The organism is Kitasatospora sp. NPDC058406, from assembly GCF_042722765.1.
Lineage (GTDB): Bacteria > Actinomycetota > Actinomycetes > Streptomycetales > Streptomycetaceae > Kitasatospora.
Genome location: NZ_JBHXKE010000011.1, coordinates 31321 through 55995 on the forward strand (window position 1 = coordinate 31321; position 24675 = coordinate 55995).

Sequence of the window (24675 nt, forward strand, 5' to 3'; positions counted from 1 at the left end):
CATGGCGCGGACCTCTCAGCGGCGGAAGCGGCAACCCTGGGAGCATACAAACTTCTCCGGTGCCGCTCGGCCGCCGAACCCGGCCGCGCCGGTCCGACCCGCCGGTTCGCCGTCACGACTCACTCCAACGGCTGAACCGGGAGGCCCGGCAGCGGAGTTCACCCCAACGGGTAGAGACGCTCCAGCACGGCCGCGACGCCGTCCTCGTCATTGCTCACGGTGACCTCGTCGGCGACCGCCAGCAGCTCCTGGTGCGCGTTGGCCATGGCGACGCCGTGCGCGGCCCAGCCGAACATCGGCACGTCGTTGGGCATGTCGCCGAAGGCGATGGTGTCGGCGGCGGTCACGCCGAGCCGCCGGGCGGCGACGGCCAGCCCGGTGGCCTTGGAGAGACCGACCGGCAGCAGTTCGACGATGCCCGCACCGGCCATCACCACGCCGACCAGATCGCCCGCGGCGCGGCGGGCGGCCTCGGCGAGGGCGTCGTCGGTCAGGCTGCGGTGCTGGATGTACAGCTTGGAGATCGGGGCGGTGAACAGCTCGTCCTTGGCGGCCCGGACGACCGGCAGGTCGGAGCCGATCTGCAGCTGGTACCCGGGGCCGGCCAGGACGGCGCCCTCCAGACCGTCCTGGTTGGCGGCGACGGCCAGCGGGCCGGTCTCCGCCTCGATCTTGGCGATGGCCAGCGCGGCCAACTGCCGGTCCAGGGTGAGCGAGGTGAGCAGCTTGTGCGCGCCCGCGTCGTAGACCTGGGCGCCCTGGCCGCAGACCGCTATGCCCCGGTAGCCGATCTCGTCGAAGACCGGGCGGGCCCAGGGGGCCGAGCGGCCGGTGACGATGATGTGGAGCGCCCCGGCACCGGTGGCGGTGGCCAGCGCGGCGCGGGTGCGCGCGGAGACCGTCTCCGCACTGCTCAGCAGGGTGCCGTCGAGGTCGGTCGCGACCAGCCGGAAGGGCAGGCCGCCGCCGTCGGCGGGGGAGACGGGGCTGGGGCTGGTGGTGCTCATGGGCCGTACGTCTCCCGGGAGTTGCTTCGGGTGTCACCGCGGTGTTCCGCCGACCCGCGGTGCTGTGCTGCTGGTCCTGCCGTCCTGCGGGGCCGCTGCGCCTGGGGTGCCGCGCTCCTGCGGGACGACGGTCGTCCTGCGGTCCGCGGTGCCGGGGCGATGTGCGCCCCGGCACCGCGCCGCGGGGTGCTACTTGACGGGCTCCAGGACGGTGCGCCCGCCGAGGTACGGCCGGAGCGCCTCCGGGACCACGACCGAGCCGTCGGCCTGCTGGTGGTTCTCCAGGATCGCCACGATGGTGCGCGGGACGGCGACCAGGGTGCCGTTCAGCGTGGCCAGTGGGCGGACCTTGCCCTCCTCGCGCATGCGGATGCTGAGGCGGCGGGACTGGTACTCGGTGGTGTTCGAGGTCGAGGTGACCTCGCGGTACTTGCCCTGGGTGGGGATCCACGCCTCGATGTCGAACTTGCGCGCGGCCGAGGAGCCGAGGTCGCCGGAGGCGACGTCGATGACCCGGTACGGCAGCTCCAGGGCGTTGAGGAAGTCCTTCTCCCACTGGAGGAGCCTGCGGTGCTCGCTCTCCGCGTCCTCGGGAGTGGTGTAGACGAACATCTCCACCTTCTCGAACTGGTGGACGCGGATGATGCCGCGGGTGTCCTTGCCGTAGGTGCCGGCCTCGCGGCGGAAGCAGGACGAGTACCCGGCGTAGCGCAGCGGCAGCTTGTCCGCGTCGATGATCTCGTCCATGTGGTACGCGGCGAGCGGGACCTCGCTGGTGCCGACGAGGTACCGGTCGTCGCCCTCCAGGAAGTACACGTTCTCGGCGGCCTGGCCGAGGAAGCCGGTGCCGTCCATGGCGGCCGGGCGGACCAGGGCCGGGGTGATCATCGGGGTGAAGCCGGCCGCGGTGGCCTGGGCGATCGCCATGTTGACCAGGGCGAGCTCCAGCAGCGCGCCGGGGCCGGTCAGGTAGTACGACCGGGCGCCGGCGACCTTGGCACCGCGCTCGGTGTCGATCGCGCCGAGGATCTGCCCCAGCTCGACGTGGTCGCGCGGTTCGAACCCCTCGGCGGCGAAGTCGCGCGGGGTGCCGATCTCCTCCAGGGTGACGAAGTCCTCCTCGCCGCCGACCGGGGCGGCCGGGTCGATGAGGTTCGCCAGCGAGCGGAGCAGGCGCTCGGCCTCGTCCTTGGCCCCGGCCTGTTCGGCGTCGGCGGCCTTGACCTCGGCGGCCAGCTCCTTGGTGCGCCGGAGCAGGGCGGCCTTCTCGTCGCCCTGGGCCTTGGCGACCAGCTTGCCGAGCGACTTCTGCTCACTGCGCAGTTCGTCGAAGCGCGTGCCCGAGGACCGGCGGCGCTCGTCGGCGGAGAGGAGGGCGTCGACCAGGTCGACGTCCTCGCCTCGGACGCGCTGCGAGGCGCGCACTCGGTCAGGGTCCTCACGGAGCAGGCGAAGGTCAATCACGGGCCCAAGCCTACCGGGCGGGGGCCCGTCCACCGGTACCGGTTTTCCCCTGGGGATAACTCGCGCCGACCTGTGGATAACTGCTGTGGGGAACCGTTCGGCGGAAAGTTATCCACAGGCTCGCAGGCCTGCCTGTGGATGGCGGAGTGGCCTCGGTGGGCGGTGAGTCGAACCTGGGAATTGAGGTTTCAAACCTCATTTGACCTTCCCGGGGGAGGGAATTGAACCGCTCGGACGGGTGATTTGCTGGCACCCGGGTGACTCTGGTCGGATTAGTCATCTCTGCGACGCAAACCGATGATCCGACCGATACCTGCAGTGGCTATACCGGTTTGTCGACTCATCCCCAGACCTGTGGATAACTTTCGGCTGTGGACAGCGCACACCCCTGTGGACAAGCGCGTTACCGCGACGGCCGGCCTGTGGACAAGCGGCGGGCGGTCGACGGACGGCCGGTGCGGTCACCCGCACCGGCCTCCGGACCCTGTCGAAAACGGTCGGAAAAGGACAGGGAGATAAAAGCCGACGTTCAGATGTCGCCGCGGCCGTCGAGGCAGCGGGAGAGCCAGTCGGACGCCGCGCTGAAATCCGCGTCCGTGGTGCCCGGCCGCTGGTGCCGGGAGACCTGCTGATCGGCGCGCGGATAGGAGCCGAGGAAGCGCACCTGCGGGCAGATCCGCTTGAGGCCCATCATCGCCTCGGCCACCCGGCGGTCGCTGAGGTGTCCCTCGCAGTCGATCAGGAAGCAGTAGTTGCCGAGCCCCTCACCGGTCGGCCGGGACTCGATCCGCATCAGGTTGACCCCGCGCACCGCGAACTCCTGGAGAAGCTCCAGCAGCGCGCCCGGGTGGTCGTCCGGCAGCCAGACCACCATCGAGGTCTTGTCCGCGCCGGTCGGCGAGGAGACCCGGCCGGGCCGGCCGACCAGGACGAAGCGGGTGGTCGCGCTCTGCGCGTCCACGATGTCCTTGACCAGCGGGTCCAGGCTGTAGATCGGCGCGGCGAACTCGCCCGCGAAGGCGCCGTCGTAGCGGCCCTCGGCGACCAGCCGGGCGCCGTCGGCGTTGGAGGCCGCCGCCTCCCAGTGCGCGTCCGGCAGGTTGGCGGCCAGCCAGCGGCGGACCTGGGCCTGGGCCACCGGGTGGCTGGTGACGGTCTTGATGTCGGACAGCCCGGTGCCGGGCCGGACCAGCAGCGCGAAGGTGATCGGCAGCAGCACCTCGCGGTAGATCATCAGCGGCGCGCCGGCGGCCAGCTCGTCGTTGGTCGCCGTCACGGCACCCTCGACCGAGTTCTCGATCGGCACGAACGCGCCCGACGCCTCGCCGCCGCGAACGGCGTCCAGGACCAGCTGCACCGAGTTCATCGGCACCAGTTCCCGGGTCGCCGCCTCGGGCAGGGTGCGCAGGGCCGCCTCGGTAAAGGTGCCCGCCGGCCCGAGGTACGTGTAGCGGGTTGCCGACATGACGCCTCCAAGGGGACAAGGGGACCGTGCGGGGAGAAGGGGCGGCCGTGCGCCGGGCGACCGGCGCGGTGGACTGCCGTGAACCGGCGGACCGCCGTCGAACGGCGGGCCTCCGGGGGCCGGCGGCCCGCCCTGCGGGGCGGACTGCCGAAAGGAGTCACCTTAGTCACTCCGCCCGCCGCCCACGATCGCGTTTCGCTCCGTGGGCGGCGCAGTGGTAGGCCGGGGCCGGTCAGTCCACCAGGGACTGCCCGACGTAGCCGCCCTCCGGCGCCCCCGGCGGGACGGCGTACAGCCCGCTCGCCTCGTGCCGCAGGAAGCGGGAGAGACCGTCACCCCGGGCCAGCTTGCGCTGGACCGGGGTGAACCCCTTGCGGGGGTCGGCCTGGAAGGCGAGGAAGAGCAGCCCCGCGTCCGGCGCCCCGTCGGACGACAGGCCGTCGTGGTACGAGAAGCCGCGCCGCAGCATGGCGGCCCCGCCGTTGGCGGCCGGCGCCGCCACCCGGATGTGCGCGTCGGCCGGGACGGCCAGCGAACCGTCCGGTCCCTGCGCGCCGAGGTCCACGGGGGTGGACTCCACGGCGCCGGCGGGTGCGCCGAGCGGTGCGCCGTCCGTCTTGCGCCGTCCGATCACCCGCTCCTGCCGGTCGACCGGTAGCGCCTCCCAGTTGTCCAGCAGCATCCGGATCCGCCGGAAGACCAGGAACGATCCGCCGGCGAGCCAGGCCGGCTGGTCGCCGCCGGCGGCGCAGAACACCTTGGCGGCGAAGCCCTCCTCGCCGGGCTTGGGGTTGTTGGTGCCGTCGATCTGGCCCATCAGGTTGCGGCCGGTCATCGGGCGCGGGGTGGCCCCGGGCGTCCGGGCGAAGCCGGACGCCTGCCAGCGCAGCGCCGCGGTGCCGGCCGCCTGGCGCTGGAGCACCCGCAGGGCGTGGACGGCGACCAGCGCGTCGTCGGCGCCGATCTGGACGAACAGGTCGCCGTCGCCGCGGGCCGGGTCGAGGGCGTCGGCAGGGAAGGCGGGCAGCGGCTCCAGCCCGGCCGGGCGGCGGTCGACCAGCCCGGCCTTGTCGAACAGGCCGGCGCCGAAGCCGAAGGTGACGGTGAGCGAGCAGGGCCCGGCGTCGAGGGCGACCTGGTTCTCGAACTCGTCGGCCGGTTCGCCGGCGGCGAGCCGGGCGGCCGTCCGGGACCAGCGCCGGAGCAGGGCGCGCAGCCCGTCCCGGCCGGCGCCGTCGGCCAGGTCGAAGGCGGCCAGCTGGACCCGTGCCTGCTGCGGTTCGAGGATGCCCGCCTGGCGCTCGCCGTGGAACGGCACCCGGGCCGGGCCGAGGGCGGGGGCCGCGCCCTCCGGTCCGGACGGCGCGGCGTCCCCCGGGCCGGTGCGGTCCAGGGCGACCGCCCCGGCGGCGCCCGCGCCCACCCCGACCACCAGGCCGGCCCCGGCCGTCCCCAGCAGCGTCCGCCGGGTGAGGCCGGCGCCGGCCGCGGGCGCGGCCCCGACGGTGTCGCTCCCGGCGGCACCCGCGTTCCCGCCGTTCCCGCCGTTCCCGGCGGCCCCGTTGTCCCTGGCGCTCTCGGCGCTCCTGGTGCTGTTGGTGCTCTCCATGGCGATGGTCCGATCTAACCGATCTTCAGCTGCTTGATCTCGGTGGTCTGGTCGATGTCGGAGGATCTGACCAGCACCGACACCACCCAGTTCCCGGTCAGCGGCAGCTGCGCGGTGCCGGCCCAGCGCCCGGTGCCCTCGGCGGTCAGCGGGACGGTGAGCGGGCCGAGGTCGCGGTCCGGCAGGGTGAAGGCGAGCTCCACCTCCGGCACCTCGACCGGCTGCCCGTCGGCGCCGTCCAGCTTCAGGTGCACCTCGTTGGACCCGGTCCGCGCCGGGTTGAGGGTGACGGTCGCGGTGCCCCTGGCGTTCGGCGTCCGGCCCTTGGTGTCGTACGGGAGCTTGAGCTCCGTGGTCCGGCCGGGCACCGTCTGCGGTGCCGGCGCGCCGGTCGCGGGTGCCGCGCCGCCGGGCACCGGTGCGGTGCCGCCGCTCGCGGCCCCGGCCGCGATCTCGCCCGCCACCCGCCCGGGCGGCGAGTTGGTGAGCATCGTGGTGACCACCAGCACGGCCACCGCGACGCCGGCCTCGACCAGCACCGACCGGCGCAGCCCGGCCCGGTTCGGGGTGAGTCCGCGGTCCCGGCCGGCGTTCTCCCGGGCGGCCCGCTGCCGCGCCAGCTGGGCCTGCCGGACCGGGTCGTCGGCGGCCGACGCCCCGGCGGCGCCCTCCACGGCGCCGTCCGCAGCGCCCTCCGACAGCCCGGCGGCCAGTCCGGCGGCCGGGACGGGGGCCGGGAGCAGGACGGCCGACGCCTCGGCGGGGGCGGCCCGCAGCCGGGCCAGCCAGGAGCGGGAGAACCAGGCGACGCCGAGCATGGCGACCACGAAGCCGCTCTTCACCAGCAGCAGCCGCCCGTACTCGGTACCGGTCAGCGCGCCCCAGGTGCCGAGGCCCCGCCAGGACTGGTAGACCCCGGTGCCGGCGAGCACGACGACCGAGCCGAGCGCGATCTTCGAGAACCGGTCGGCGACGTCCGCGCCGATTCCCTCGCGCAGGCCGACCAGCATCGCGGCCAGGCCGCCGAGCCACAGCGCCATGGCGATCAGGTGCAGCATGCCGAGCGGCAGCGCCAGCCAGACCTGGATGCCCACCGAGGCGTGGTCGGCGCCGACCCAGGTCGCCGAGAGGGCGACCGCGAGCACCAGTCCGGCCACGCCGAGGCCCAACCGGGCCTCGCGCTGCGGTCGTTCGGCGATCCGCTGCTCCAGCTCCCGCAGCTCGGCCTCCTCCAGGTCCTCGTCCGATCCGGCGGGCCCGCCGTCCGTCGGCTCCGCCGGTTGCGCCGTCCCGGCGCCCGCCGGGCGCGCGGCCGGCTGGCCGAGGTGGCCGACCAGCAGCGACAGGAAGACCCCGCTCGCCGCGAGCAGCAGCAACCGGGCCGCCAGCGCGGTGCCGATCCGCTCGTCCAGCGTGGCGCGGATCAGGGACAGGTCGAAGGCCTTCGCGAGCCCCGAGCCCCGCTCGTACGGGCCGCGCAGCATCAGCACCGCGACGGTGGAGACCAGCAGGGCCACCCAGCCGGTCATCAGCAGCCGCTGGACCGGGCGCCGGGCCACACCGGCGGGCCAGCAGGCCAGCACGAACCCGGCGGCGCCGACGAGCAGCGCGAACGCCCCGTACGCGACGGTACGGCCGGTGCCGTAGAGCGCGGCGACCACGTCGTCCGCCTCGGCGCTCTGCAGCGCGGCGGTGGAGACGGTGGTGGCGGAGGGGGCGCCGATGGAGAAGGTGAACGCCCCGCCGATCGGGTGCGAGTCCTCCGAGACGGCCCGCCAGGCGACCGTGTAGGTGCCGTTCGCCAGCCCGCCGTTCAGCCCGACCCGGGCGGTGTTGTCCTTGCCGTCCGCGTGGACGGGGCCGCCCGCGTCGACGGTCCTGCCGGCGGGGTCGAGCACCCGCACCGAGTCCCCGGAGAGCGAGACGGCTTCGCTGAAGGTCAGCGTGACGGCTTGCGGCGCGGTGGGGAGCACCGCGTTCTGCACCGGGTCGGTGGTCTGGAGGGTGGCGTGCGCGGCGGCCGGTCCGGCGCCGGCGAGCATCAGCGCGAGCACCGCGCCGAGTACGCCGAGCAGTCCGGCGATCCGGCGTCCGAGGAGCGGTGGCAGCACGGCCTTCAGCATCTCGTGGATCCCTTACTGCTGGCCGGGGCGGTAGGTGAGTTCCTTGACCGGCACCTTGACCGAGATGGTGCCCGTCCGGGAGAAGGTCAGGTCGATTTCGAGCTCGTCGCCCAGGGCGGGTGACTTCTGCCAGTCCGTGATCATCAGGTGGGTGCCGCCCCGGGCGAGCTGCAGCGCGCCGTGCGCCGGGACGGGCAGCTTCTCGACCTGTTCCATGGTGGTGGCGGTGGAGCGGTGCATGGTGACCGAGCCGGCGCCGGGGCTGGAGACCTTGACCAGCTCGTCCTGCTCGCCGCCGTCGTTGCGCACCGTCAGGTAGCCCGCCGCCATCCCGCCGGCCGGCGGCAGCGGGATGTAGGAGTCGGCGACGCTCAGCCGGGCCGGTCCGCCGGACACCGCGCCGCCGTCGTCGCCCCGGTCGCCCGTCCCGCAGGCGACCAGGAAGGCGCCGCCGCCCAGTGCCGTCGCCAGCACCGCCCCGGCGAGCGCCGTCCGGCGGAAGCCGACGGCGGTGCGGGTCCCGGTGGCGCGGCGGACGGCGGGCCGGTCGGAGCCCTTCATGCGGCGACCCCCCTGGCGAGCAGCGGCAGGTCGTGCTCGAAGACCTTCTCCTCCGTGCCGCTGAGGTAGAGGACGTGCGCCTTGTCGTCGGAGGGCAGGAAGGCCAGCACCTGGGCGCCGTGGGTGGAGGTGACGGTGCCGTCGCCGTTGACCACCGGGTCCTCGATCATGATGCCGAGCGCCCTGGCGGCCGTCTTCACCTTGGCGAGGTCGCCGGTGAGGCCTATGAAGTCGCTGCCCATCGAGTCGAGCCAGGTGCGCAGCACCTGCGGGGTGTCGCGCTGCGGGTCGGTGGAGACGAAGACGACGTTGACCTTCTGCCGCTCCTCGGCGCCGAGCGCCTTCATCGCCACACCGATGTCGCCCATGGTGGTCGGGCAGACGTCCGGGCAGCTGGTGTAGCCGAAGAACAGCAGGGTGGCCTTGCCGCTGGTCTGCTTGCGCAGGTCGTACGGCTGGCCGGCGGTGTCGGTCAGCTGGAGGTCCGGCTTCTCGAAGTTCTTGCCGAGCACGGTGCCCTGGTAGGGCGAGTCGGCCTTCAGCTTGTTGACCTTGGCGGGGCCGGGGGAAGCGCCGTCGGATCCGCAGGCGGTCAGCGTGAGTGCGGCGGCCAGCGCGACGGCGACGGCGCCGGCCATCCGGGCGGTGCGGGCGGGACGGGCGGTGCGGTGGGTACGAGGCATGGGAGGGTCCGATCGTGCGCGGTGGATCACCGGCGGGGCCGTACCCGGGACGCGGGTCACGGGTACGGCCTGCGGCGGGCACGGCCCCGCCGGTGCTGGGGTCAGGAGGCCGGGCCGCTGCTCTTGCGGCGCAGGCCGAGGATGCCGAACGCGGTGCCGATCACGCCGACCACGATGCCGACGACGCCCAGCACCCGGGCGGTGGAGTCGCTCGACCCGGAGTCGGCGGCGGCCTCGTCCTTGGCGCCGGACTCGCCGTGCCCGTGGCCGTCGGCGGCGGCCGTCGGGGAGGCGGTGGCGGTCACGCCGTGGCTGTCGGCGGAGGCGGCCTTGGTGAGCTTCAGCACCGGCGCGGGCTTGGCCGGCTCCGGCTGGCCGTCCTTGGCCTCGTCGATCCAGCGGACGATGTCGCCGTTCTCGTAGCTCTGCAGCGCCTTGAAGACCAGCTTGTCGGCGTCGGTCGGCAGCGGGCCGAGCGAGACGCGGAACTCCTGGAACTGGCCGGGGGCGATCTTCACGCCGGCGTCGGCGGTCCAGGTGATCTTGGAGACGGCCTCGTTGACGTCGTTGCCGTGCACCTTGATCGGCTTGTCGAGCTTGGCCTTCTCGACGGCGGTGGTCCAGCCGGGCAGCGGCTGGGTCCGGACGGAGGCCAGCGGGTGGTCCAGCGGGAGGTTGATCTCCAGCTTCACCGTGCCGGCCGCGTCGTTCTCGTTCGGCACCCGGAAGTCGACGGCGGTGTAACCGCCCTGCTCGGCGCTGCCGGGGTTCACGGTCACGTGGGCGAAGGCGGGGCCGGCCAGGACCACCACGGAGGTGGCGGCGGTGAGGGCGACGGCGGCGATACGGCGGGAGGGAAGGGAACGCATGGTGTTCGTGGTCTCCGATCGGAGGCTCGGCGGGCAGGCCCGCTCCCGGGCACGGGGCTTCCGTGCCACGGCGGGGCCGCGCGGCGTGGGGAGGAGTGGGGGGAGGGGCCGCAGGACCGCACGAGCGGGCGGGTACGGCTCGACTGCCGCGTACACCCGGATCCGGTACCGCTGGGGGAGGCACCGGGGACGGCGGGTCAGTACGCGAGCGCCCCGAGCGGCGGACCGCGCCGCACCACGCTGTGCCGCAGCGCGGCACCGGCCGGCACGCGGTCGTCCCCGTCACGGCCGCCGGACCGGCGGACCGGGCCGCCGGGCGTGCCGAGCAGGCCGCGCAGCAGGACCGAGGCCAGGACGAAGGCCGTCCGCAGCGGTGTCGCCCAGTGCTCCCGGGCCGCGGCGGCCGTGATCCGCACCAGCCGCCAGAGGGCCGCCTCGCCGCGCCGGAGCCACCAGCCGGCCACCAGGGCGGCGGCCAGGTGGCCCGCGAACATCGACGGCGTCATCCCGAGCACGCCGCTCTGCCACCACGGTGCGGTCGCGTACTCCTGCGGGTCCAGACCGGCACCGGCGACCAGCTGCTCGGCGGTCGGACTGCCGGGCAGCCCGATCAGCGTGCCGGGCCGGGCCTCGTTGCAGATCAACCGGCCGGCCACCTGCGGCAGGGTCAGCGGGCCGGAGCCCACCGCGCCACCGTGGTGCGAGCCGGACCCGGCACCGGCGCCCGCGTGGCCGCCGAGGGTGTGGAAGAGGACGTGCAGTCCGAACTGCGCCGCGCCGAGCGCACCGGCGATCGCGGTGAGCGAGCGCTCCCGCCCGCCGAACGCGACGGCCGCCACCAGGACGGCCGTGAAGCCGGTCGCGAGGGCGGCCGGAGCCACGTTCCCGCCGCCCGCCAGGGCGTGCCCGGCGGCCGCGATCAGCGTGCACACCAGGGCGAACGGGACCGCCCGGGCAAGCCGCAGGTCCCAGGCGGCGACCCCCACCGGAGCGTCCGGTACGGGGGCGCCCGGGTGGGGGGCGGCGGCTGGGGCAGTCATGGCCGGGCCATCATCTCATCGCCTACCGCTGCCGGATCGGCAGGGTGGGAAATCCCTACGAATGCCCCGTTCGGCCCCGGCGCACGGGCCCGGACGTGCGCCGCTCGGCACAGAGCCGGGCCCCAGTCCATCCGCCGAACGGGCGGTAGCGGACCTCCGGCACGGTTCACCCCGGCATCCCCCGGAGATACCTCGGTTATATGTGGAGCCGCAGCCAGGAGGGACCTCCCGTGGACATCTGGTGGACTCTGCACCTCAAGCGCGACCCGGCCAGCGTGCCGCTGGCCCGCCGCATACTGCTCGGTGCGATGGCGACCGCGGGCGTCGACCCGCAGATCGCCCACGACCTCGGTGTCGCCCTCAGCGAGGCCTGCGCCAACGCCGTCGAGCACGGGACCGGCGACGGGCCCGACGAGGGCTACCAGGTCACCGCCTCGATCAGCGGCGACCTGCTGCGGATCGAGGTGACGGACTCGGGGCCCGGCCTGCCCGCCCCCGCCCCCGGCGGCCACGCGTCGCGCCGCCCGTCCCCGGTCCAGGCCCCGCCGGCCCGGCCGGCACCGCGCCGCCGCAGCCGGCGCGGACGCGCCACCGTCCCCGGTCCGCTGCTCACGGCGCACCGCCCGCGCCGCGACGGCCGCCCGTACGACACCCACGTCCTGCCGGGCGGGTGCCCGGACGCCGACCCGATGCCGACGCTCCGGCCGGTCGACCTCGACATGCTGCCCGAGCTCACCGCGGAGTCGGGCCGCGGCCTCTTCCTGATCCACGCGCTCACCGATCACGTCCGGCTCCGCAACCATCCGCTCCGGGGGGCCATCGTGAGCTTCGACAAGATCCTCAAGTGGCAGGACGACGCCCTGCTGCGCGCCGCGTCCTGAGCAGGCTCGGCCGACCCTGCGGGTGCGCTCGGGACGTGCCGCCCAGAACGGCGCCGCTCGGGACGGTGCCGCTCGGGACGGTGCCGCCGTGAGGGGCCGACGGTGGGACGCGGGAAGGGTGCGCACGGCCCGTGCGCACCCTTCACCGAGTTCCCCGGAGTACCCGTCCCGGTCGCTCCGGTCGTCCCGGTCGTCAGGCGTGCGCGCCGGCCTTGCGGCGGCGCAGCACGAACAGCGTCCCGGCCCCCGCGGCGAGCACCGCGGCGCCACCGGCGGCGATCGGTAGCGTGTTGGAGCTGGAGCCGGTCTCGGCCAGGTGCGGACCGGCCGGGGTGGAGGTCTTGGGGGAGGCGGCGGCCCCGGTCGCGGTGGCCGACGGGGCGCCCGGGGCGTCGGCCACCGTGAAGTGGTCGGCGGGCTTGTGGACGCCGGAGAAGGTGACGCACCCGTTGCCGACCGGGCTGCCGGGCACGTCCTTGGCGGGGAGGTACTCGGACCAGCCGCCGAGTTCGGCGTGGTACTTGGCGACGGGGGCCTGGGCGGTGGCGGCGATGCGGACCTGGAGGGTCAGCTTCTGGCCCTTGGCGAGCTTGTGGGTGCCGAGGTCGAGCGGGGTGGACCCGGCCAGCTCCAGCGGCTTCCAGTCACCGCCGGGGAGCTTCACCTGGCCGGTGAACGCCTCCTTGCCCCAGGTCAGGGGGTTGAGCACCGGCTCCTGCCCGATGTCGGTGACGAACAGGTAGGTGGAGAACTTCTGCAGGTCGACCGACCCGGTGTTCTCGACGGTCGCCGTCATCTCCTGGGCCGCGCCCCCCTTGGTGAGCGTGGTGCCGGCCAGGCCGGTGCCGGTGACCTTGAGGTCGACCAGCTGGTAGCCGCCGGGGCACGGGATGCTCGGCGTCGGGAGCGGCGCGGTCGGGCGGCCGGTGGGCGTCGCCGACGGGGTGGCGGAGGAGCCGGGGCTCCGGGTGGTGCTCGGGGACGTGGTGGCCGACGGAGTGCCGGTGCCGGTCGGCGACGCGGAGGTGCTCGGCGTGCCGGACCCGGTCGGGGAGGCCGTTGGGGAGGCCGTCGGCGAGGCGCTCGTGCCGGTCGTCGGGGACGGCGAGACGGCGGCGGCACCGGCGGTGGCCGCGCCGACCGTCGTGCCGAGGGACAGTGCGAGCAGCGTGGACGCAGCCAGAAGGCGGGATGAGCGCACGGTCTTTGCTCCAGGTTCGGGCGAATTCTGTACGAGTGCGGGCGATTTGACGCCTGATTCCGATGATCGGAACGTCGCAGGAGCGGCACCCTATCGACGGGTGGGCGAAGGGTTTCGGTCGGGGTGACCGAATGCGGTCGTCATGCGCCCTACCCTGGCGCGATGGGTGTGGGCGAGTGGGATCTCCGGCGGCTGAGGGTGCTGCGGGCGGTCGACGAGTGCGGGACGGTGACGGCGGCGGCCGAGCGCCTGCGCCTGTCGCCGTCGGCGGCGTCGCAGCAGGTGTCGGCGCTGGCCCGGCAGGTGGGCGCCCCGATGCTGGAGCCGTACGGCCGGCGGGTCCGGCTCACCCCGGCGGCGCGGCTGGTGCTGCGCCACGCCGACCTGGTCTTCGGCCAGTTGGAGCGGGCCGAGGCCGAACTGGCGGGCTATCTGCACGGCGAGGCGGGCGAGGTGCGGGTGGGCGCGTTCGCGACCGCGATCGGCGGGCTGCTCGTCCCGGCGGTCGTCCGACTGCGGGACGCCGCACCGGGGCTGACGGTGCGGGTGGTGGAGGCGGAGGCCGCCGAGGCGGTCCGGTTGCTGGCGGCGGGGGACGTCGACCTGGCGCTCTCGCTGGCCGTCGGGCCGGGCGGCGTCGACCCGCGGTTCGTCGGGACGGTGCTGCTGGAGGATCCGCTGGACGTGGCGCTGCCGCCCGGGCACCCGCTGGCCGGGGTCCCCGGACTGAGGCTGGCCGACCTGGCGGAGGAGCCGTGGATCTACGGCGCCGCCGGGCCGTGGCGGGAGATCACCCGTGCGGCCTGCGCGGAGGCGGGGTTCGCGCCGGAGCGGGCGCACACCGCCGCGGACTGGACGGCGATCCTGGCCATGGTGGCGGCCGGGCTCGGGGTGGCGCTGGTACCCCGGCTGGCGTCGGCGGGGCGCGGTGGCGGGGCGGCGGTCCGGGCGCTTCCGGCGGACCTGCCGGCCCGCCGGGTGGTCGCCGTCGTCCGGGCCGGGACGGAGCGGACGCCACCGCTCCGGCGGGTGCTGGCGGAGCTGGCGGCGGTGGCGGCGACCGTTCAGGTGGAGTGAACGGTTTGCTCAGTTCTTTGTGATGGACCTGACCGGTCGGGCGGGGCGAAGGTGGGTCCATGACCGCCGACGCGCACGATCCCGCCGCTGCCCCTGGCGCCTCCGCCCCGGCCTTCTCCGACGCCGGAGCCGGTGCCTCCTCCGATGCCCTCTCCGACGCCGGAGCCGGTGCCTCCTCCGATGTCCTCTCCGACGCGGCCGCCCCGCCGTACGCGGGCGGCAATCCCTACGCCGACTACCGCTCCGCCGAGTTCGGGTTCACCGGGCTGACCGACCTCGCCGACCGCCGGCTCGGCGGCGCGGTGATCGCCGCCAACGACGAGCTGTTCGCCGAACGGGAGAACCTGCTGCTGCCCGGGCCGGCCGAGTTCCGCCCGCACACCTTCGGCAACAAGGGCCAGATCATGGACGGTTGGGAGACCCGCCGGCGGCGCGGCACCGGCGCCGCCCGTCCGCACCCGACCGACGAGGACCGCGACTGGGCGCTGATCCGGCTGGGCGTCCCGGGCGTCGTGCACGGCGTTGTCGTGGACACCGCGCACTTCCGCGGCAACCACCCGCGGCAGATCGGCGTCGAGGGCGCCGAACTCCCCGGCACCCCGGGCCCGGAGGAGCTGCTGGACCCGGCCACCGCCTGGCACCCGCTGGTCCCCCGCTCGCCGGTGCGCGGCCACGCCGCCAACGGCTTCGCGGTCGCGGACCGCCGCCGCTTCACCCACCTGCGGCTGAGCCAGTACCCGGACGGCGGCATCGCCCGGTTCCGGGTGCACGGCGAGGCCCGCCCCGACCGGACCTGGCTGTCCGCGCTCGGCACCTTCGACCTGGCCGCGATCGAGAACGGCGGCGCCGTCGAGGACGCCTCGGACCGCTTCTTCTCCGCCCCGGTGAGCCTGGCCCTGCCCGGCAAGTCCCGCGCGATGGGCGACGGTTGGGAGAACCGGCGACGCCGCGACGACGGCCACGACTGGGTGCGGCTGCGGCTCGCGGGCCGGGGGGCCGTCCGGGCGGTGGAGATCGACACCGGCTACTACGTCGGCAACGCGGCCGGCTGGGCCGCGCTGTACGGGCGGGACGACCGCGCGGCCGACCCGGAGGAGTGGTTCGAACTGGTGCCGCGCACCCGGCTGCAGCCCGACGCCGTCCACCGGCTGGTGCTCGACGCGCCGCGCCCGGCCACCCATGTCCGGCTGGACGTCTTCCCGGACGGCGGGATCGCCCGGTTGCGGCTGTACGGCGGCCTGGTCTGACCCCCTCGCCCCCCGGTTGCCGGGGCCGCGGAGCCGCCGGACGATGGGGGCATGATGCACCAGATGCGTGCCGAGTACGGCGACGGCGGCGAGTCCGGCGGGGTGCGGCTCTGGCACATGGTCCGCGGGACCGACAGCGTGGCGATGTGCGGCCGCGAGCTGGACGCGGGAGCAGCCGCCCGGGAGGCGGTGGACTGGGGGCACACCCCCGAGCTCTGCTGCCACACCTGTGGCGCCTACTTCCTGCGCGAGGCGCCCTACCTGGGGTCCGAACACCCGTAGCGACCGCGCCGTGAACGGCGGCGAACGCCCTGGTCGGCGGGCGGGTGACGGTCCTGCCCCGGCACGGGCGGTCCGGCCGGCGCGGGCCGGGGCTACCGTGGTCGGCATGGAGGAGTCCCTGGTCCGGCCGCGGTCGCTGACCCGCGAGGCCGCCGCACTGCGGGCCGGAGTGCCCACCCTGGCCGTCCACGTCGACCGGCTGGTCGCCCGGATCGAGCAGGTCGACCCGCTGATCCACGCCTTCGTGTCCGAACCCGGCCGCCCGGACCGGCTGCACGCCGAGGCCCGCGCGCTCGCCGCCCGGTACCCGGACCGGGCGGCCGCGCCGCCGCTGTACGGGGTGGCCGTCGGGGTCAAGGACATCGTGCACGTGGACGGCCTGCCCACCCACGCGGGGTCCGCGCTGCCGCCGGGCGTGCTGGCCGGTCCGCAGGCCACCGTGGTGGACCGGCTGCGGGCGGCGGGCGCGCTGGTGGCGGGCAAGACGGTCACCGCCGAGTTCGCGGCCAGTGCGCCCGGACCGACCCGCAATCCGCACCACCCCGGGCACACCCCGGGAGGGTCCAGCAGCGGGTCGGCGGCGGCGGTCGCGGCGGGGCTGGTGCCGCTGGCGATCGGCACCCAGACGGTCGGTTCGGTGATCAGGCCGGCCGCCTACTGCGGGGTGGTGGGCTTCCGGCCGACGTACGGGCGGATCCCGATCGACGGGGTGATCCCGAACGCGCCGAGCTTCGACACCCTGGGCCTGTTCACCGCCGATCTGGCGGGTGTCGCGCTGGCCGCGCCACTGCTCTGCGACGACTGGGCCGGCCGGCGCGACCCGGGCGACCCGGCCGGACCGGGAGGCTTCGAGGGCCGGGACGGCCCGGGCCGGACGGCCGACGACGGGCCCGTCCTCGGCGTCCCGGTCGGGCGCTACCTGGAACGGGCCCGCCCGGAGGCGCTGAAGGCGTTCCGGGAGCAACTGGACCGTTTGAGCGCCCGGGGACTGACGGTCCGCCGGCTCGACCTGCTGCCCGACTTCGACGAGCTCGTCCGGCAGTTGCAGGTCATCAACCGGTTCGAACTGGCCGCGAGCCACGCCGACTGGTTCACCCGGTTCGGGGGCCTCTACCGCCCCGAGACTGCGGCGGGCATCCGGCACGGCCGGACGGTCGATCCCGGCGACCGGGAGGCGGCGCTGCAGGCCCGGGAGCGCTTCCGCGACCGGCTCACCGAGCAGCGGCGCCGGGCCGGGGTGGACCTGCTGATCGCTCCCTCGGCGACCGGTCCGGCCCCGTCGGGCCTGGACAGCACGGGCGACGCGGTGATGTCGCTGCCGTGGAGCTACGCCGGCCTGCCCGCGCTCAGCCTGCCCGCCGGGGTGACGGCGGAGGGCCTGCCGCTGGGGCTCCAGGTGATCGGCGAGGCGTGGGCGGACGAGCGACTGCTCGCCCAGGCGGCCGTGCTGGAGCGGGTGTTGGACGGCGCCTGACGGATCGTCGGGCTGCCGGGCTGCCGGGCTGCCGGTCGTTCGTTCGGTCGGGCGGGTCGCGGCCCGGCGGGTACGGGGCGCCGGCGCCGGGCCGGGCCGGGCCGGAGGCGTCAGGCCAGGGCGGGTGCGTCCGGGTCGGTGGCGTCGGCCCGCAGCCGGTGCAGGACGGCGCGTCCGGCCCGGTCGTACGGGGTGCCGTCGTCGAAGAGCAGCGCCTGCGAGTTGGCGCTCTCCATCAGGGCGATCAGGGTGAAGGTGATGTCCTCCGGGTCGGCCCCGGCGCGGAGTTCGCCGGTGGTCCGGGCCTCCGCCACCAGGCCGAGGACGGTCGCGCGCCACTCGTGCCAGCTGGCGGCGATGGCGTCGCGCAGCGGTCCGGGGCGGGCGTCGAACTCGGCGGTGACCTCGTAGAAGAAGCAGCCGCCGGGGAAGACCCGGGTCCGTGAGTAGGCCAGCCAGGAGTCGCAGAGCCGCCGGACCTTGCCGAGGCCGGGGGCGTCCCGGACGACCGGTTCGAGCACCGCGTCCGCGAAGATCCGCCGGGCGGCGCGGATCGTGGCCAGCTGGAGCTCCTCCTTGGAGCCGAAGCCGGCGAACACCCCGCTCTTGCTGAGGCCGAGATCGGTGGCGAGCCGACCGATCGACAGCGAGTCCAGTCCTTCGACGGAGGCGATCTCGACGGCGCGCCGCAGCACCGCCCGCCGGGTCTCCTCCCCGCGCAGGACCCGTCCGTCCGTGGTCGATCCGGCCACCGTTCACCTCAGTTCTCGTCCGGTTCCCGTGTCGCCAGGGTATCGGGGTCGAGCCGCCGGGATCCCAAGAAAAAGCACGAACGGTCGTGCTAATATCTTGGCAAGTTCGGCTCCTGCCCCTCGGCATCGACAGGGAGACCCTCGTGGACCCGGCCGTCGCACTGATCCGTACCACCCTGAACGCCGCCTCGAAGGCCGCGCCGCGGCTCGCCGGCCGGGCCGCGTTCGAGCTGTACCGCCACCCCGTCCGGCGCGGCCGGGTCCGCACCCGCGAACGCGAGGTGCACGACCGGGCCGTCACCGAGACGCTCACCGTCGGCGGCGAGCGCGTCGTCGTCCACCGCTGGGGCGACGGTGCCCGGCCGGTCCTGCTGCTGCACGGCTGGCAGTCCCGTTCCTCCCGGTTCGCCGACTTCGTCCCCCGGCTGAACGCGCTCGGCCTCACCCCGATCGCCTTCGACGCCCCCGGGCACGGCGACTCCGGCGGTCGCACGACCACCGTGCCGGGCTACCGCGACATCGCGCTCCGGCTCCAGGAGCGGTACGGCGACTTCGAGGCGGTGGTCGCGCACTCGCTGGGCGTCAACGCGGCCTTCCTGGCGCTGCGCAGCGGCCTGCGGGCCGGCCGGCTTGTCGCCGTCGCGGGGGTCGCCGAGGTCTCCTACCTGCCTGCCGCGTTCTGCGCCCGGCTCGGCCTGAACGCCACCGTGGAAGCGGAGGTGGGGCGCCGGGTGGAGAGCGGTGCGATGTTCCCCGGGGTGACGGACGTCGCGGCCCACTTCGACGCCGCCCGGAACCCCGAGGAGATCGGCCTGCCGATCCTGGTGGCGCACGACGAGGACGACGACGTGGTGCCGTTCGGGCACGCCCGCCGGTTGGCGGCCGCCTACGGGGACCGGCTGGAACTGCTGGTCACCCGGGGGCTCGGCCACCGCCGGATCCTCACCGAGCCCGCCGTGATCGACAACGTGGTGGGCTTCCTGGCGGCCGGGCACGGGTCGCAGACCGGCGGCGCCCCCGACGTCGCCAGCGCCTCCGACGCAGGCCGTGCCTCCGGGGCCGGACACCAGCGGGGAGCGGCATGAGTCTGCTCGAACTGCACACCCGCTCACTGGAGTTGGCGGCCGGACTGGTCGACACCGTCCAGCCGGAGCAACTGGTGCTCCCGACGCCCTGCACCGGCTGGTCGCTCCGCCGGCTGCTGGAGCACGTGGTCGGCCAGCACCGGGGCTTCGCCGCCGCCGCCCGCGGCGCCGGGCCCGACCTGGCGCTCTGGCGGGACGTCCCGGTCGAGGGCGACCCGGCAGGTGCCTTCCGGCGGTCGGCGGCGCAGCTGACGGCGGCGTTCACCGGGGCGTCCGCCGCTCCGGGCGGGTCCGTGCTCTGGCTGCCGGAGATCCGCGACGGCGGCCCGCTCCCGCTGGACCTGGCCGTCGGCTTCCACCTGCTGGACACGCTGGTGCACGCCTGGGACGTGGCGGCGGCCCTGGGGCCCTCCACCGCGTCCGGGATCGTGACCGCGGTGGAGGCCGAACCGCCACTCGTGGGGGCGCTGCTGGCGGTGGCCGAGGCCGTCCCGGCGGCTCCGGCGAACCGGGGGCCCGGCCGGGCCTTCGACGTGGTCGGGTCGCCGGACACCGCCGCCGGGCCGTTCGCCCGGGCGCTCGTCCTGCTCGGCCGCGACCCGGCCTGGTCGACGCCCGAGCGGTGACGCCACGGACGCCGGGGCCAGGGGCTCCGGCGTCCGGTGGCGGGGCCTGCCGGCCGCCCCGTGCGGCCTACCGGGCGTCGCGCTTCTCGTCCGGGAACCGCGGCCCGCCGATCAGAAACAGCAGTGCGGCGGTCGGAAAGCCGATCGAGGCGGCCACCAGCACGATGAACTCCCAGAACATCCGTCGCTCCCAACCTTCGCCCCGCGCCCTCGGCCGTGCCGTCGTCGGCGCCGGAGACGGCATCCCTCGAAGGAGATCCCAAACCGGACCGGCCCTGATCGGCCGAATTGTCCACTCGTTATCCGACGGTATGGCCGAATTACCCCCACGGCCACCGGGCGGCGCGCCGTGGCAAGCGCAGGGGTCTGGGCGCACGCCCCGGTCGGACGCCACACTGTCGGGATGCAGGTACAGCTGGCAGGGGAAGCACGGCGGCCGGACCGCGAGAGCGAGGACTTCGCGGCCGCCACGTCGGAGGCGCTGGTGCTGCTCGACGGTTCGAGCTCGCCGACCGGTCTGGAGTCCGGGTGCCGCCACGGCACCGCCTGGTACGTCCGCAGGCTGGGGGTGCACCTGCTGGCCAGGCTCACCGACCGGGCGGACCGCTCGATCGCCGAGTGTCTGTCCGACGCCATCGCGGAGACGGCCGCGCTGCACGGCGGCCGGTGCGACCTCGCCCACCCCAACACGCCCGCCGCGATGGTGGTCGCGGCCCGGAGACACGGCAGCGCGCTGGAGTACCTGGTGCTCGGGGACTCGCTGCTGGTGCTGGAGCCGAAGGACGGCCCGCCGCGGGTGATCGGGGACAACCAGCGCTTCCCCGGCGGCGAGGAGCTGCGCCGGCAGGTCTGGTCGACGGTGCCCGGGTCGGCCGAGCGCGCCGCGCTCCACCTGGAGTACGTGCGGGCGGTGCGGGCCGTCCGGAACTCGGGCCGCGGCCCGTGGATCGCGGCCGCGAGTCCGAAGGCGGCCGCGCACGCCGAGACCGGGTTCGTCCCGCTGGCCGCGCTGCGCGCGGTGGCCGCCCTGAGCGACGGTGCCTCGCGGTTCACCGAGCGTTTCGGCCTGGGGAGCTGGGGCGACGCGCTGCGGCTGCTGGCCGAGTCGGGCCCCGCCGAGCTGATCGCCCAGGTCCGCGCGGTGGAGCGGACGGACGAGTCCTGCGAGCGCTGGCCGCGCGGCAAGACGCACGACGACGCCGCGGCCCTCTACGCGCTGCTCTAGCCGGAGCCGGCAGCGGGTACGGGACCGCGGCGTCGTCGTGCGTCGGCGCAGGCCCGCCCCGGCCGTCCCCGACGTGCGGGGCCGGCCGGGGCTGGGCCGGGTCGCGCCGGGTCAGCGGCCGGGTCAGTCGGTCGGGTGACCGAACGAACCGGACTGGAAGTCCCGCATCGCCTGCTCCAGCTCGCGGTGGCTGTTCATCACGAACGGCCCGTACCAGGCGACCGGCTCGCGGATCGGCTGCCCGCCCAGGATGATCACGTCCAGGTTGGGGTGCCGGGAGTCCTGCACGGCGTCGGCGGAGATGGTGAGAGTCTCACCGTCGCCGAACACCGCCGCCTGGCCGGTGCGGATCGGCCGGCCCTCGGCGCCGACCTTGCCGTCGCCGTTGAGCACGTAGGCGAGCGCGTTGAAGTCCTGCCGCCACGGGATGGTGACCTGCGCGCCCGGGGTGACGGTGGCGTGCAGCAGGGTGATCGGGGTGTGGGTGGAGCCCGGGCCCCGGTGGCCGTCCAGCTCGCCGGCTATCAGGCGGAGGATCGCGCCGCCGTCCGGGGTGGAGAGCAGCTTGACGTGGCCGCCGTGGATGTCCTGGTACCGGGGTGCGGTCATCTTGTCGGACGCCGGGAGGTTCACCCAGAGCTGGATGCCGTGGAACAGGCCGCCGGACAGCACCAGCGACTCGGGCGGGGTCTCGATGTGCAGGATGCCGGAGCCGGCCGTCATCCACTGGGTGTCACCGCCGCCGAGGTGGCCGCCTCCGCCGTGGGAGTCCTTGTGGATGAACTCGCCGTCGATCAGGTAGGTGACCGTCTCGAAGCCGCGGTGCGGGTGCCACGGGGTGCCCTTCGGCTCCCCGGCGGCGTACTCCACCTCGCCCATCTGGTCCATCATGATGAAGGGGTCGAGGTACTTGGTATTGACCTTCGCGAACGCGCGGCGGACCGGGAAGCCCTCGCCCTCGTAGCCTTCGGGGGCGGTGACCACCGAGAGGACGGGACGGGCGACGGCGGGGTCGGGGGTGGCGACGCGCGGGAGGATCAACGGGTTGTCGACGGTCACGGCGGGCATGTCGGCCTCCTTCGGGGTTTCCTCTGGCCTACGTCCACGAGATTAGTTCAATTCTCAACAAGAGGCAAGTTGAATTTTGAACCATCGGGTCGGGGTGGAGCCGCGGCCTCCCGCGCGCCCCTCCTAGCCGTACATCCGGCGCATGGTGAAGTCGACCATCTGTTCGACCGCCTTGGCGTCGAACACCATCCGGTGCTCGCCCTCCATGTCCAGTGCGAAGCCGTACCCCGTCGGCAGCAGGTCCAGGACCTCGGCGCCGGTGACGGTGAAGTGCTTGGAGTCCTTGCCGGCGTACCGGCGCAGCTCCTTCAGCGAGCTGAACATCGGGATCACCGGCGTCGGCGTGTTGTGCAGCGCCAGGAAGCCGGGCCGCTCGCCGCGCGGACAGTGCACCTTGGAGGTGATGAAGATGGCCTGGAAGTCCTCCACCGCCATCGAGCCGGTGGTGAAGGCCCGGACGGCGTCCGCGAGTGAGGGCGGCGACGGTTCCGGGTAGAGGGACTGCTGTGCGCCCGGCGGCTGCTCGCCGTACGGGCCGGGGCCGGGCATGCCGTTCATGCCCGGCTGCGGCCCCGCCTGCTGGTAGGGATCGCCCGGGTATGCGTTCTGGTCATAGCCGTACACACGGACAGGCTATCGGGAGCGCGGCCACCCGTGCGGGCGCCGATCCTGACAAGGAGTGGTCGGTCCGGGTTGTGGGACGTGACCACGTTCATAGCGAATTCCTCCGAGGATTCCCCGGTGAGGGCTTGAAACAAGTTACCGCCGGGTAGCATCATGATGCGTACTGGTGGGTACGGGGCGCCCGAACGCGGCGGTCTCCCGGAAGCGACGAACCGGAGAAAACGGCGATGGGTCACTACAAGTCCAACCTGCGGGACGTGGAGTTCAACCTCTTCGAGGTGTTCGGCCGCGAGCAGGTGTACGGCACCGGACCGTTCGCGGACATGGACGTCGAGACCGCGAAGAACATCCTGAGCGAGATCGCGCGCCTCGCCGAGAACGACCTCGCCGCGTCCTTCACCGACACCGACCGCAACCCGCCGGTCTTCGACCCGGAGACCAGCACCGCGCCGATCCCGGCCGCGTTCAAGAAGAGCTACCAGGCCTTCATGGACGCCGAGTGGTGGCGCCTGGGCATCCCGGAGTCGATCGGCGGCCAGGTCACGCCGAACTCGCTGATCTGGGCGTTCGCCGAGCAGATCCTCGGCTCGAACCCGGCCATCTGGATGTACTCCTCCGGCCCGGCCTTCGCCGGCGTCATCGCCGAGGAGGGCACCCCGGAGCAGCTGGAGGTCGCCAAGCGGATGACCGACCGCCTCTGGGGCTCCACCATGGTCCTCACCGAGCCCGACGCGGGTTCGGACGTGGGCGCCGGCCGCACCAAGGCGATCAAGCAGGAGGACGGCTCCTGGCACATCGAGGGTGTGAAGCGCTTCATCACCTCGGGCGAGCACGACATGTCCGAGAACATCATCCACCTGGTGCTGGCCCGCCCCGAGGGCGGCAAGCCGGGCACCAAGGGCCTGGGCCTCTTCATCGTCCCGAAGTTCGACTTCGACTGGGAGACCGGCGAGCTCGGCGAGCGCAACGGCGTCTACGCCACCAACGTCGAGCACAAGATGGGCCTCAAGGCCTCCAACACCTGCGAGATGACCTTCGGCGCCAAGCACCCGGCCAAGGGCTGGCTGCTCGGCGAGACCGTCGACGGCATCCGCCAGATGTTCAAGATCATCGAGTTCGCGCGCATGATGGTCGGCACGAAGGCCATCGCCACCCTCTCCACCGGCTACCTGAACGCCCTGGAGTACGCCAAGGAGCGCGTGCAGGGCGCGGACATCTCGCAGTTCCTGGACAAGACCGCCCCGCGCGTCACCATCACCCACCACCCGGACGTGCGCCGCTCGCTGCTCACCCAGAAGGCGTACGCCGAGGGCATGCGCGCCCTGGTGCTCTTCACCGCGTCCACCCAGGACGACATGGCCGCCGCCCGCCTGCGCGGCGAGCACGACGAGGCCGCCGAGCGCCTCAACGACCTGCTCCTTCCCATCGTCAAGGGTTACGGCTCGGAGAAGTCCTACGAGCAGCTCGCCCAGTCCCTGCAGACCTTCGGCGGCTCCGGCTACCTGCAGGAGTACCCGATCGAGCAGTACATCCGGGACGCCAAGATCGACACCCTCTACGAGGGCACCACGGCCATCCAGGGCCAGGACTTCTTCTTCCGCAAGATCGTCAAGGACGGCGGCCAGGCGCTCACCGCCCTGTCCGAGCAGATCCAGAAGTTCCTCGCCTCGGCCGAGGGCGGCGACGCCCTGGCCACCGAGCGCGAGCTGCTCGCCAAGGCCGCCGGCGACCTGGAGGCCATCATCGGCAAGCTCCTCGCCGACCTCTCCTCGGTCGAGCAGGACGTCAAGAACATGTACAAGGTGGGCCTCAACACGACCCGCCTGCTGATGGTCTCCGGCGACGTCGTGGTCGGCTGGCTGCTGCTCCGCCAGGCCGCGGTGGCCCTGGCCAAGCTGGAGGCCGGTGCCCCGGAGAAGGACGTCGCCTTCTACCAGGGCAAGGTCGCGGGGGCCCGCTTCTTCGCGAAGAACATCCTGCCGACCGTCACCCCGCAGCGCCTGATCGCCGAGGGCATCGACAACGAGATCATGGACCTCCCGGAGGAGGCGTTCTGACGCCGCCCGCACTGACCGCCTGACCCCACCCTCACGCCGAAGGGCCCGGTGCACCCCGGGCCCTTCGGCGTACCCGGTTCCGGCGGGGCGGCCCCGGCGGGGCGTGCGCGGAGGCGGACGGTAGCCTGACGCCGAGCCATCGGGGCGGGCGTCAACTCCCCTGCGGCGGCCGGACCCGCCGGGTCCGGACTTCCGTCCGGCCGTCAGTTCACGGTTGCGTCAGCGTTCTGCATCCGTTGGGCTGCTCCGAGTGTC

The 24675-nt window shown here is 74.2% G+C and carries 22 protein-coding genes; 9 read left to right on the top strand and 13 right to left on the bottom strand.

Annotation, left to right across the window (positions count from 1 at the left end):
• Positions 1–158: 158 nt before the first annotated feature.
• From ACFWOG_RS04065 to ACFWOG_RS04105, 9 genes are all read right to left on the bottom strand, one after another.
• Positions 159–1007 (bottom strand): HAD family hydrolase, encoded by an 849-nt coding sequence (locus ACFWOG_RS04065; RefSeq protein WP_380354518.1) that lies wholly within the window; start codon positions 1005–1007, stop codon positions 159–161.
• A gap of 189 nt (positions 1008–1196) precedes the next feature.
• The gene (gene serS / locus ACFWOG_RS04070) at positions 1197–2471 is read right to left on the bottom strand and encodes a serine--tRNA ligase (protein ID WP_380354520.1); all 1275 of its coding nucleotides are present in this window, start codon (positions 2469–2471) and stop codon (positions 1197–1199) included.
• Between the two features lie 529 nt (positions 2472–3000).
• Positions 3001–3936, bottom strand: coding sequence for a prephenate dehydratase (pheA, locus tag ACFWOG_RS04075; protein ID WP_329884688.1), 936 nt, complete (start codon positions 3934–3936; stop codon positions 3001–3003).
• A 232-nt stretch (positions 3937–4168) separates the two neighbouring features.
• A complete protein-coding gene (gene efeB, locus ACFWOG_RS04080; protein ID WP_380354524.1) occupies positions 4169–5545 on the bottom strand; it encodes an iron uptake transporter deferrochelatase/peroxidase subunit in 1377 nt (458 codons plus the stop codon).
• 14 nt (positions 5546–5559) lie between these two features.
• A complete protein-coding gene (locus ACFWOG_RS04085; protein WP_380354527.1) occupies positions 5560–7668 on the bottom strand; it encodes a FixH family protein in 2109 nt (702 codons plus the stop codon).
• A gap of 12 nt (positions 7669–7680) precedes the next feature.
• On the bottom strand, positions 7681–8229 hold the full coding sequence (locus tag ACFWOG_RS04090) for a copper chaperone PCu(A)C (protein ID WP_329949691.1): 549 nt from the start codon (positions 8227–8229) through the stop codon (positions 7681–7683).
• A complete protein-coding gene (locus ACFWOG_RS04095; protein WP_380354530.1) occupies positions 8226–8912 on the bottom strand; it encodes an SCO family protein in 687 nt (228 codons plus the stop codon). Before ACFWOG_RS04095 ends, ACFWOG_RS04090 begins: the two co-directional genes overlap by 4 nt.
• Positions 8913–9013: 101 nt before the next feature.
• Positions 9014–9781 carry a YcnI family protein gene (locus ACFWOG_RS04100; protein ID WP_329884683.1) on the bottom strand — a complete coding sequence of 256 codons (768 nt, stop codon included), beginning with the start codon at positions 9779–9781 and terminating at the stop codon, positions 9014–9016.
• Positions 9782–9978: 197 nt separating this feature from the next.
• Entirely contained in the window at positions 9979–10821 is an 843-nt protein-coding gene (locus ACFWOG_RS04105) for a hypothetical protein (protein WP_329884682.1), read from the bottom strand.
• 230 nt (positions 10822–11051) lie between these two features.
• Between ACFWOG_RS04105 and ACFWOG_RS04110 the strand changes: the two genes are divergently transcribed.
• On the top strand, positions 11052–11702 hold the full coding sequence (locus ACFWOG_RS04110) for an ATP-binding protein (protein WP_329884681.1): 651 nt from the start codon (positions 11052–11054) through the stop codon (positions 11700–11702).
• A 193-nt stretch (positions 11703–11895) separates the two neighbouring features.
• Here the strand turns inward: ACFWOG_RS04110 and ACFWOG_RS04115 are convergent, their stop codons facing one another.
• Entirely contained in the window at positions 11896–12903 is a 1008-nt protein-coding gene (locus ACFWOG_RS04115) for an LAETG motif-containing sortase-dependent surface protein (protein WP_380354535.1), read from the bottom strand.
• Positions 12904–13065: 162 nt separating this feature from the next.
• Between ACFWOG_RS04115 and ACFWOG_RS04120 the strand changes: the two genes are divergently transcribed.
• The 4 genes from ACFWOG_RS04120 (at position 13066) to ACFWOG_RS04135 (ending at position 16983) form a co-directional block, all read left to right on the top strand.
• A complete protein-coding gene (locus ACFWOG_RS04120; RefSeq protein ID WP_380354538.1) occupies positions 13066–13980 on the top strand; it encodes a LysR family transcriptional regulator in 915 nt (304 codons plus the stop codon).
• A gap of 59 nt (positions 13981–14039) precedes the next feature.
• The gene (gene alc / locus ACFWOG_RS04125; protein WP_380354541.1) at positions 14040–15227 is read left to right on the top strand and encodes an allantoicase; all 1188 of its coding nucleotides are present in this window, start codon (positions 14040–14042) and stop codon (positions 15225–15227) included.
• A gap of 51 nt (positions 15228–15278) precedes the next feature.
• The gene (locus ACFWOG_RS04130; protein WP_329884678.1) at positions 15279–15509 is read left to right on the top strand and encodes a hypothetical protein; all 231 of its coding nucleotides are present in this window, start codon (positions 15279–15281) and stop codon (positions 15507–15509) included.
• 106 nt (positions 15510–15615) lie between these two features.
• Complete coding sequence (locus tag ACFWOG_RS04135; protein ID WP_329949697.1) at positions 15616–16983, top strand: amidase; 1368 nt, start codon at positions 15616–15618, stop codon at positions 16981–16983.
• Positions 16984–17093: 110 nt separating this feature from the next.
• On the opposite strand, the gene ACFWOG_RS04140 is transcribed toward ACFWOG_RS04135, so the two are convergent.
• A complete protein-coding gene (locus ACFWOG_RS04140) occupies positions 17094–17735 on the bottom strand; it encodes a TetR/AcrR family transcriptional regulator (RefSeq protein WP_329949698.1) in 642 nt (213 codons plus the stop codon).
• Positions 17736–17878: 143 nt separating this feature from the next.
• Between ACFWOG_RS04140 and ACFWOG_RS04145 the strand changes: the two genes are divergently transcribed.
• From ACFWOG_RS04145 to ACFWOG_RS04155, 3 genes are all read left to right on the top strand, one after another.
• Entirely contained in the window at positions 17879–18820 is a 942-nt protein-coding gene (locus tag ACFWOG_RS04145) for an alpha/beta hydrolase (protein WP_380354545.1), read from the top strand.
• Complete coding sequence (locus ACFWOG_RS04150; RefSeq protein ID WP_380354548.1) at positions 18817–19446, top strand: TIGR03086 family metal-binding protein; 630 nt, start codon at positions 18817–18819, stop codon at positions 19444–19446. The genes ACFWOG_RS04145 and ACFWOG_RS04150 overlap by 4 nt, the downstream gene beginning before the upstream one ends.
• Positions 19447–19849: 403 nt before the next feature.
• Entirely contained in the window at positions 19850–20671 is an 822-nt protein-coding gene (locus ACFWOG_RS04155) for an integrase (protein ID WP_329949701.1), read from the top strand.
• Between the two features lie 123 nt (positions 20672–20794).
• On the opposite strand, the gene ACFWOG_RS04160 is transcribed toward ACFWOG_RS04155, so the two are convergent.
• Together ACFWOG_RS04160 and ACFWOG_RS04165 are read right to left on the bottom strand one after the other, a co-directional pair.
• Entirely contained in the window at positions 20795–21739 is a 945-nt protein-coding gene (locus ACFWOG_RS04160; RefSeq protein WP_380354551.1) for a pirin family protein, read from the bottom strand.
• A 123-nt stretch (positions 21740–21862) separates the two neighbouring features.
• Positions 21863–22363, bottom strand: coding sequence for an SseB family protein (locus ACFWOG_RS04165; protein WP_380354552.1), 501 nt, complete (start codon positions 22361–22363; stop codon positions 21863–21865).
• 227 nt (positions 22364–22590) lie between these two features.
• Here ACFWOG_RS04165 and ACFWOG_RS04170 point away from each other — a divergent pair, with 227 nt between their 5' ends.
• Entirely contained in the window at positions 22591–24420 is a 1830-nt protein-coding gene (locus ACFWOG_RS04170) for an acyl-CoA dehydrogenase (protein ID WP_380354555.1), read from the top strand.
• Positions 24421–24675 lie beyond the last annotated feature (255 nt).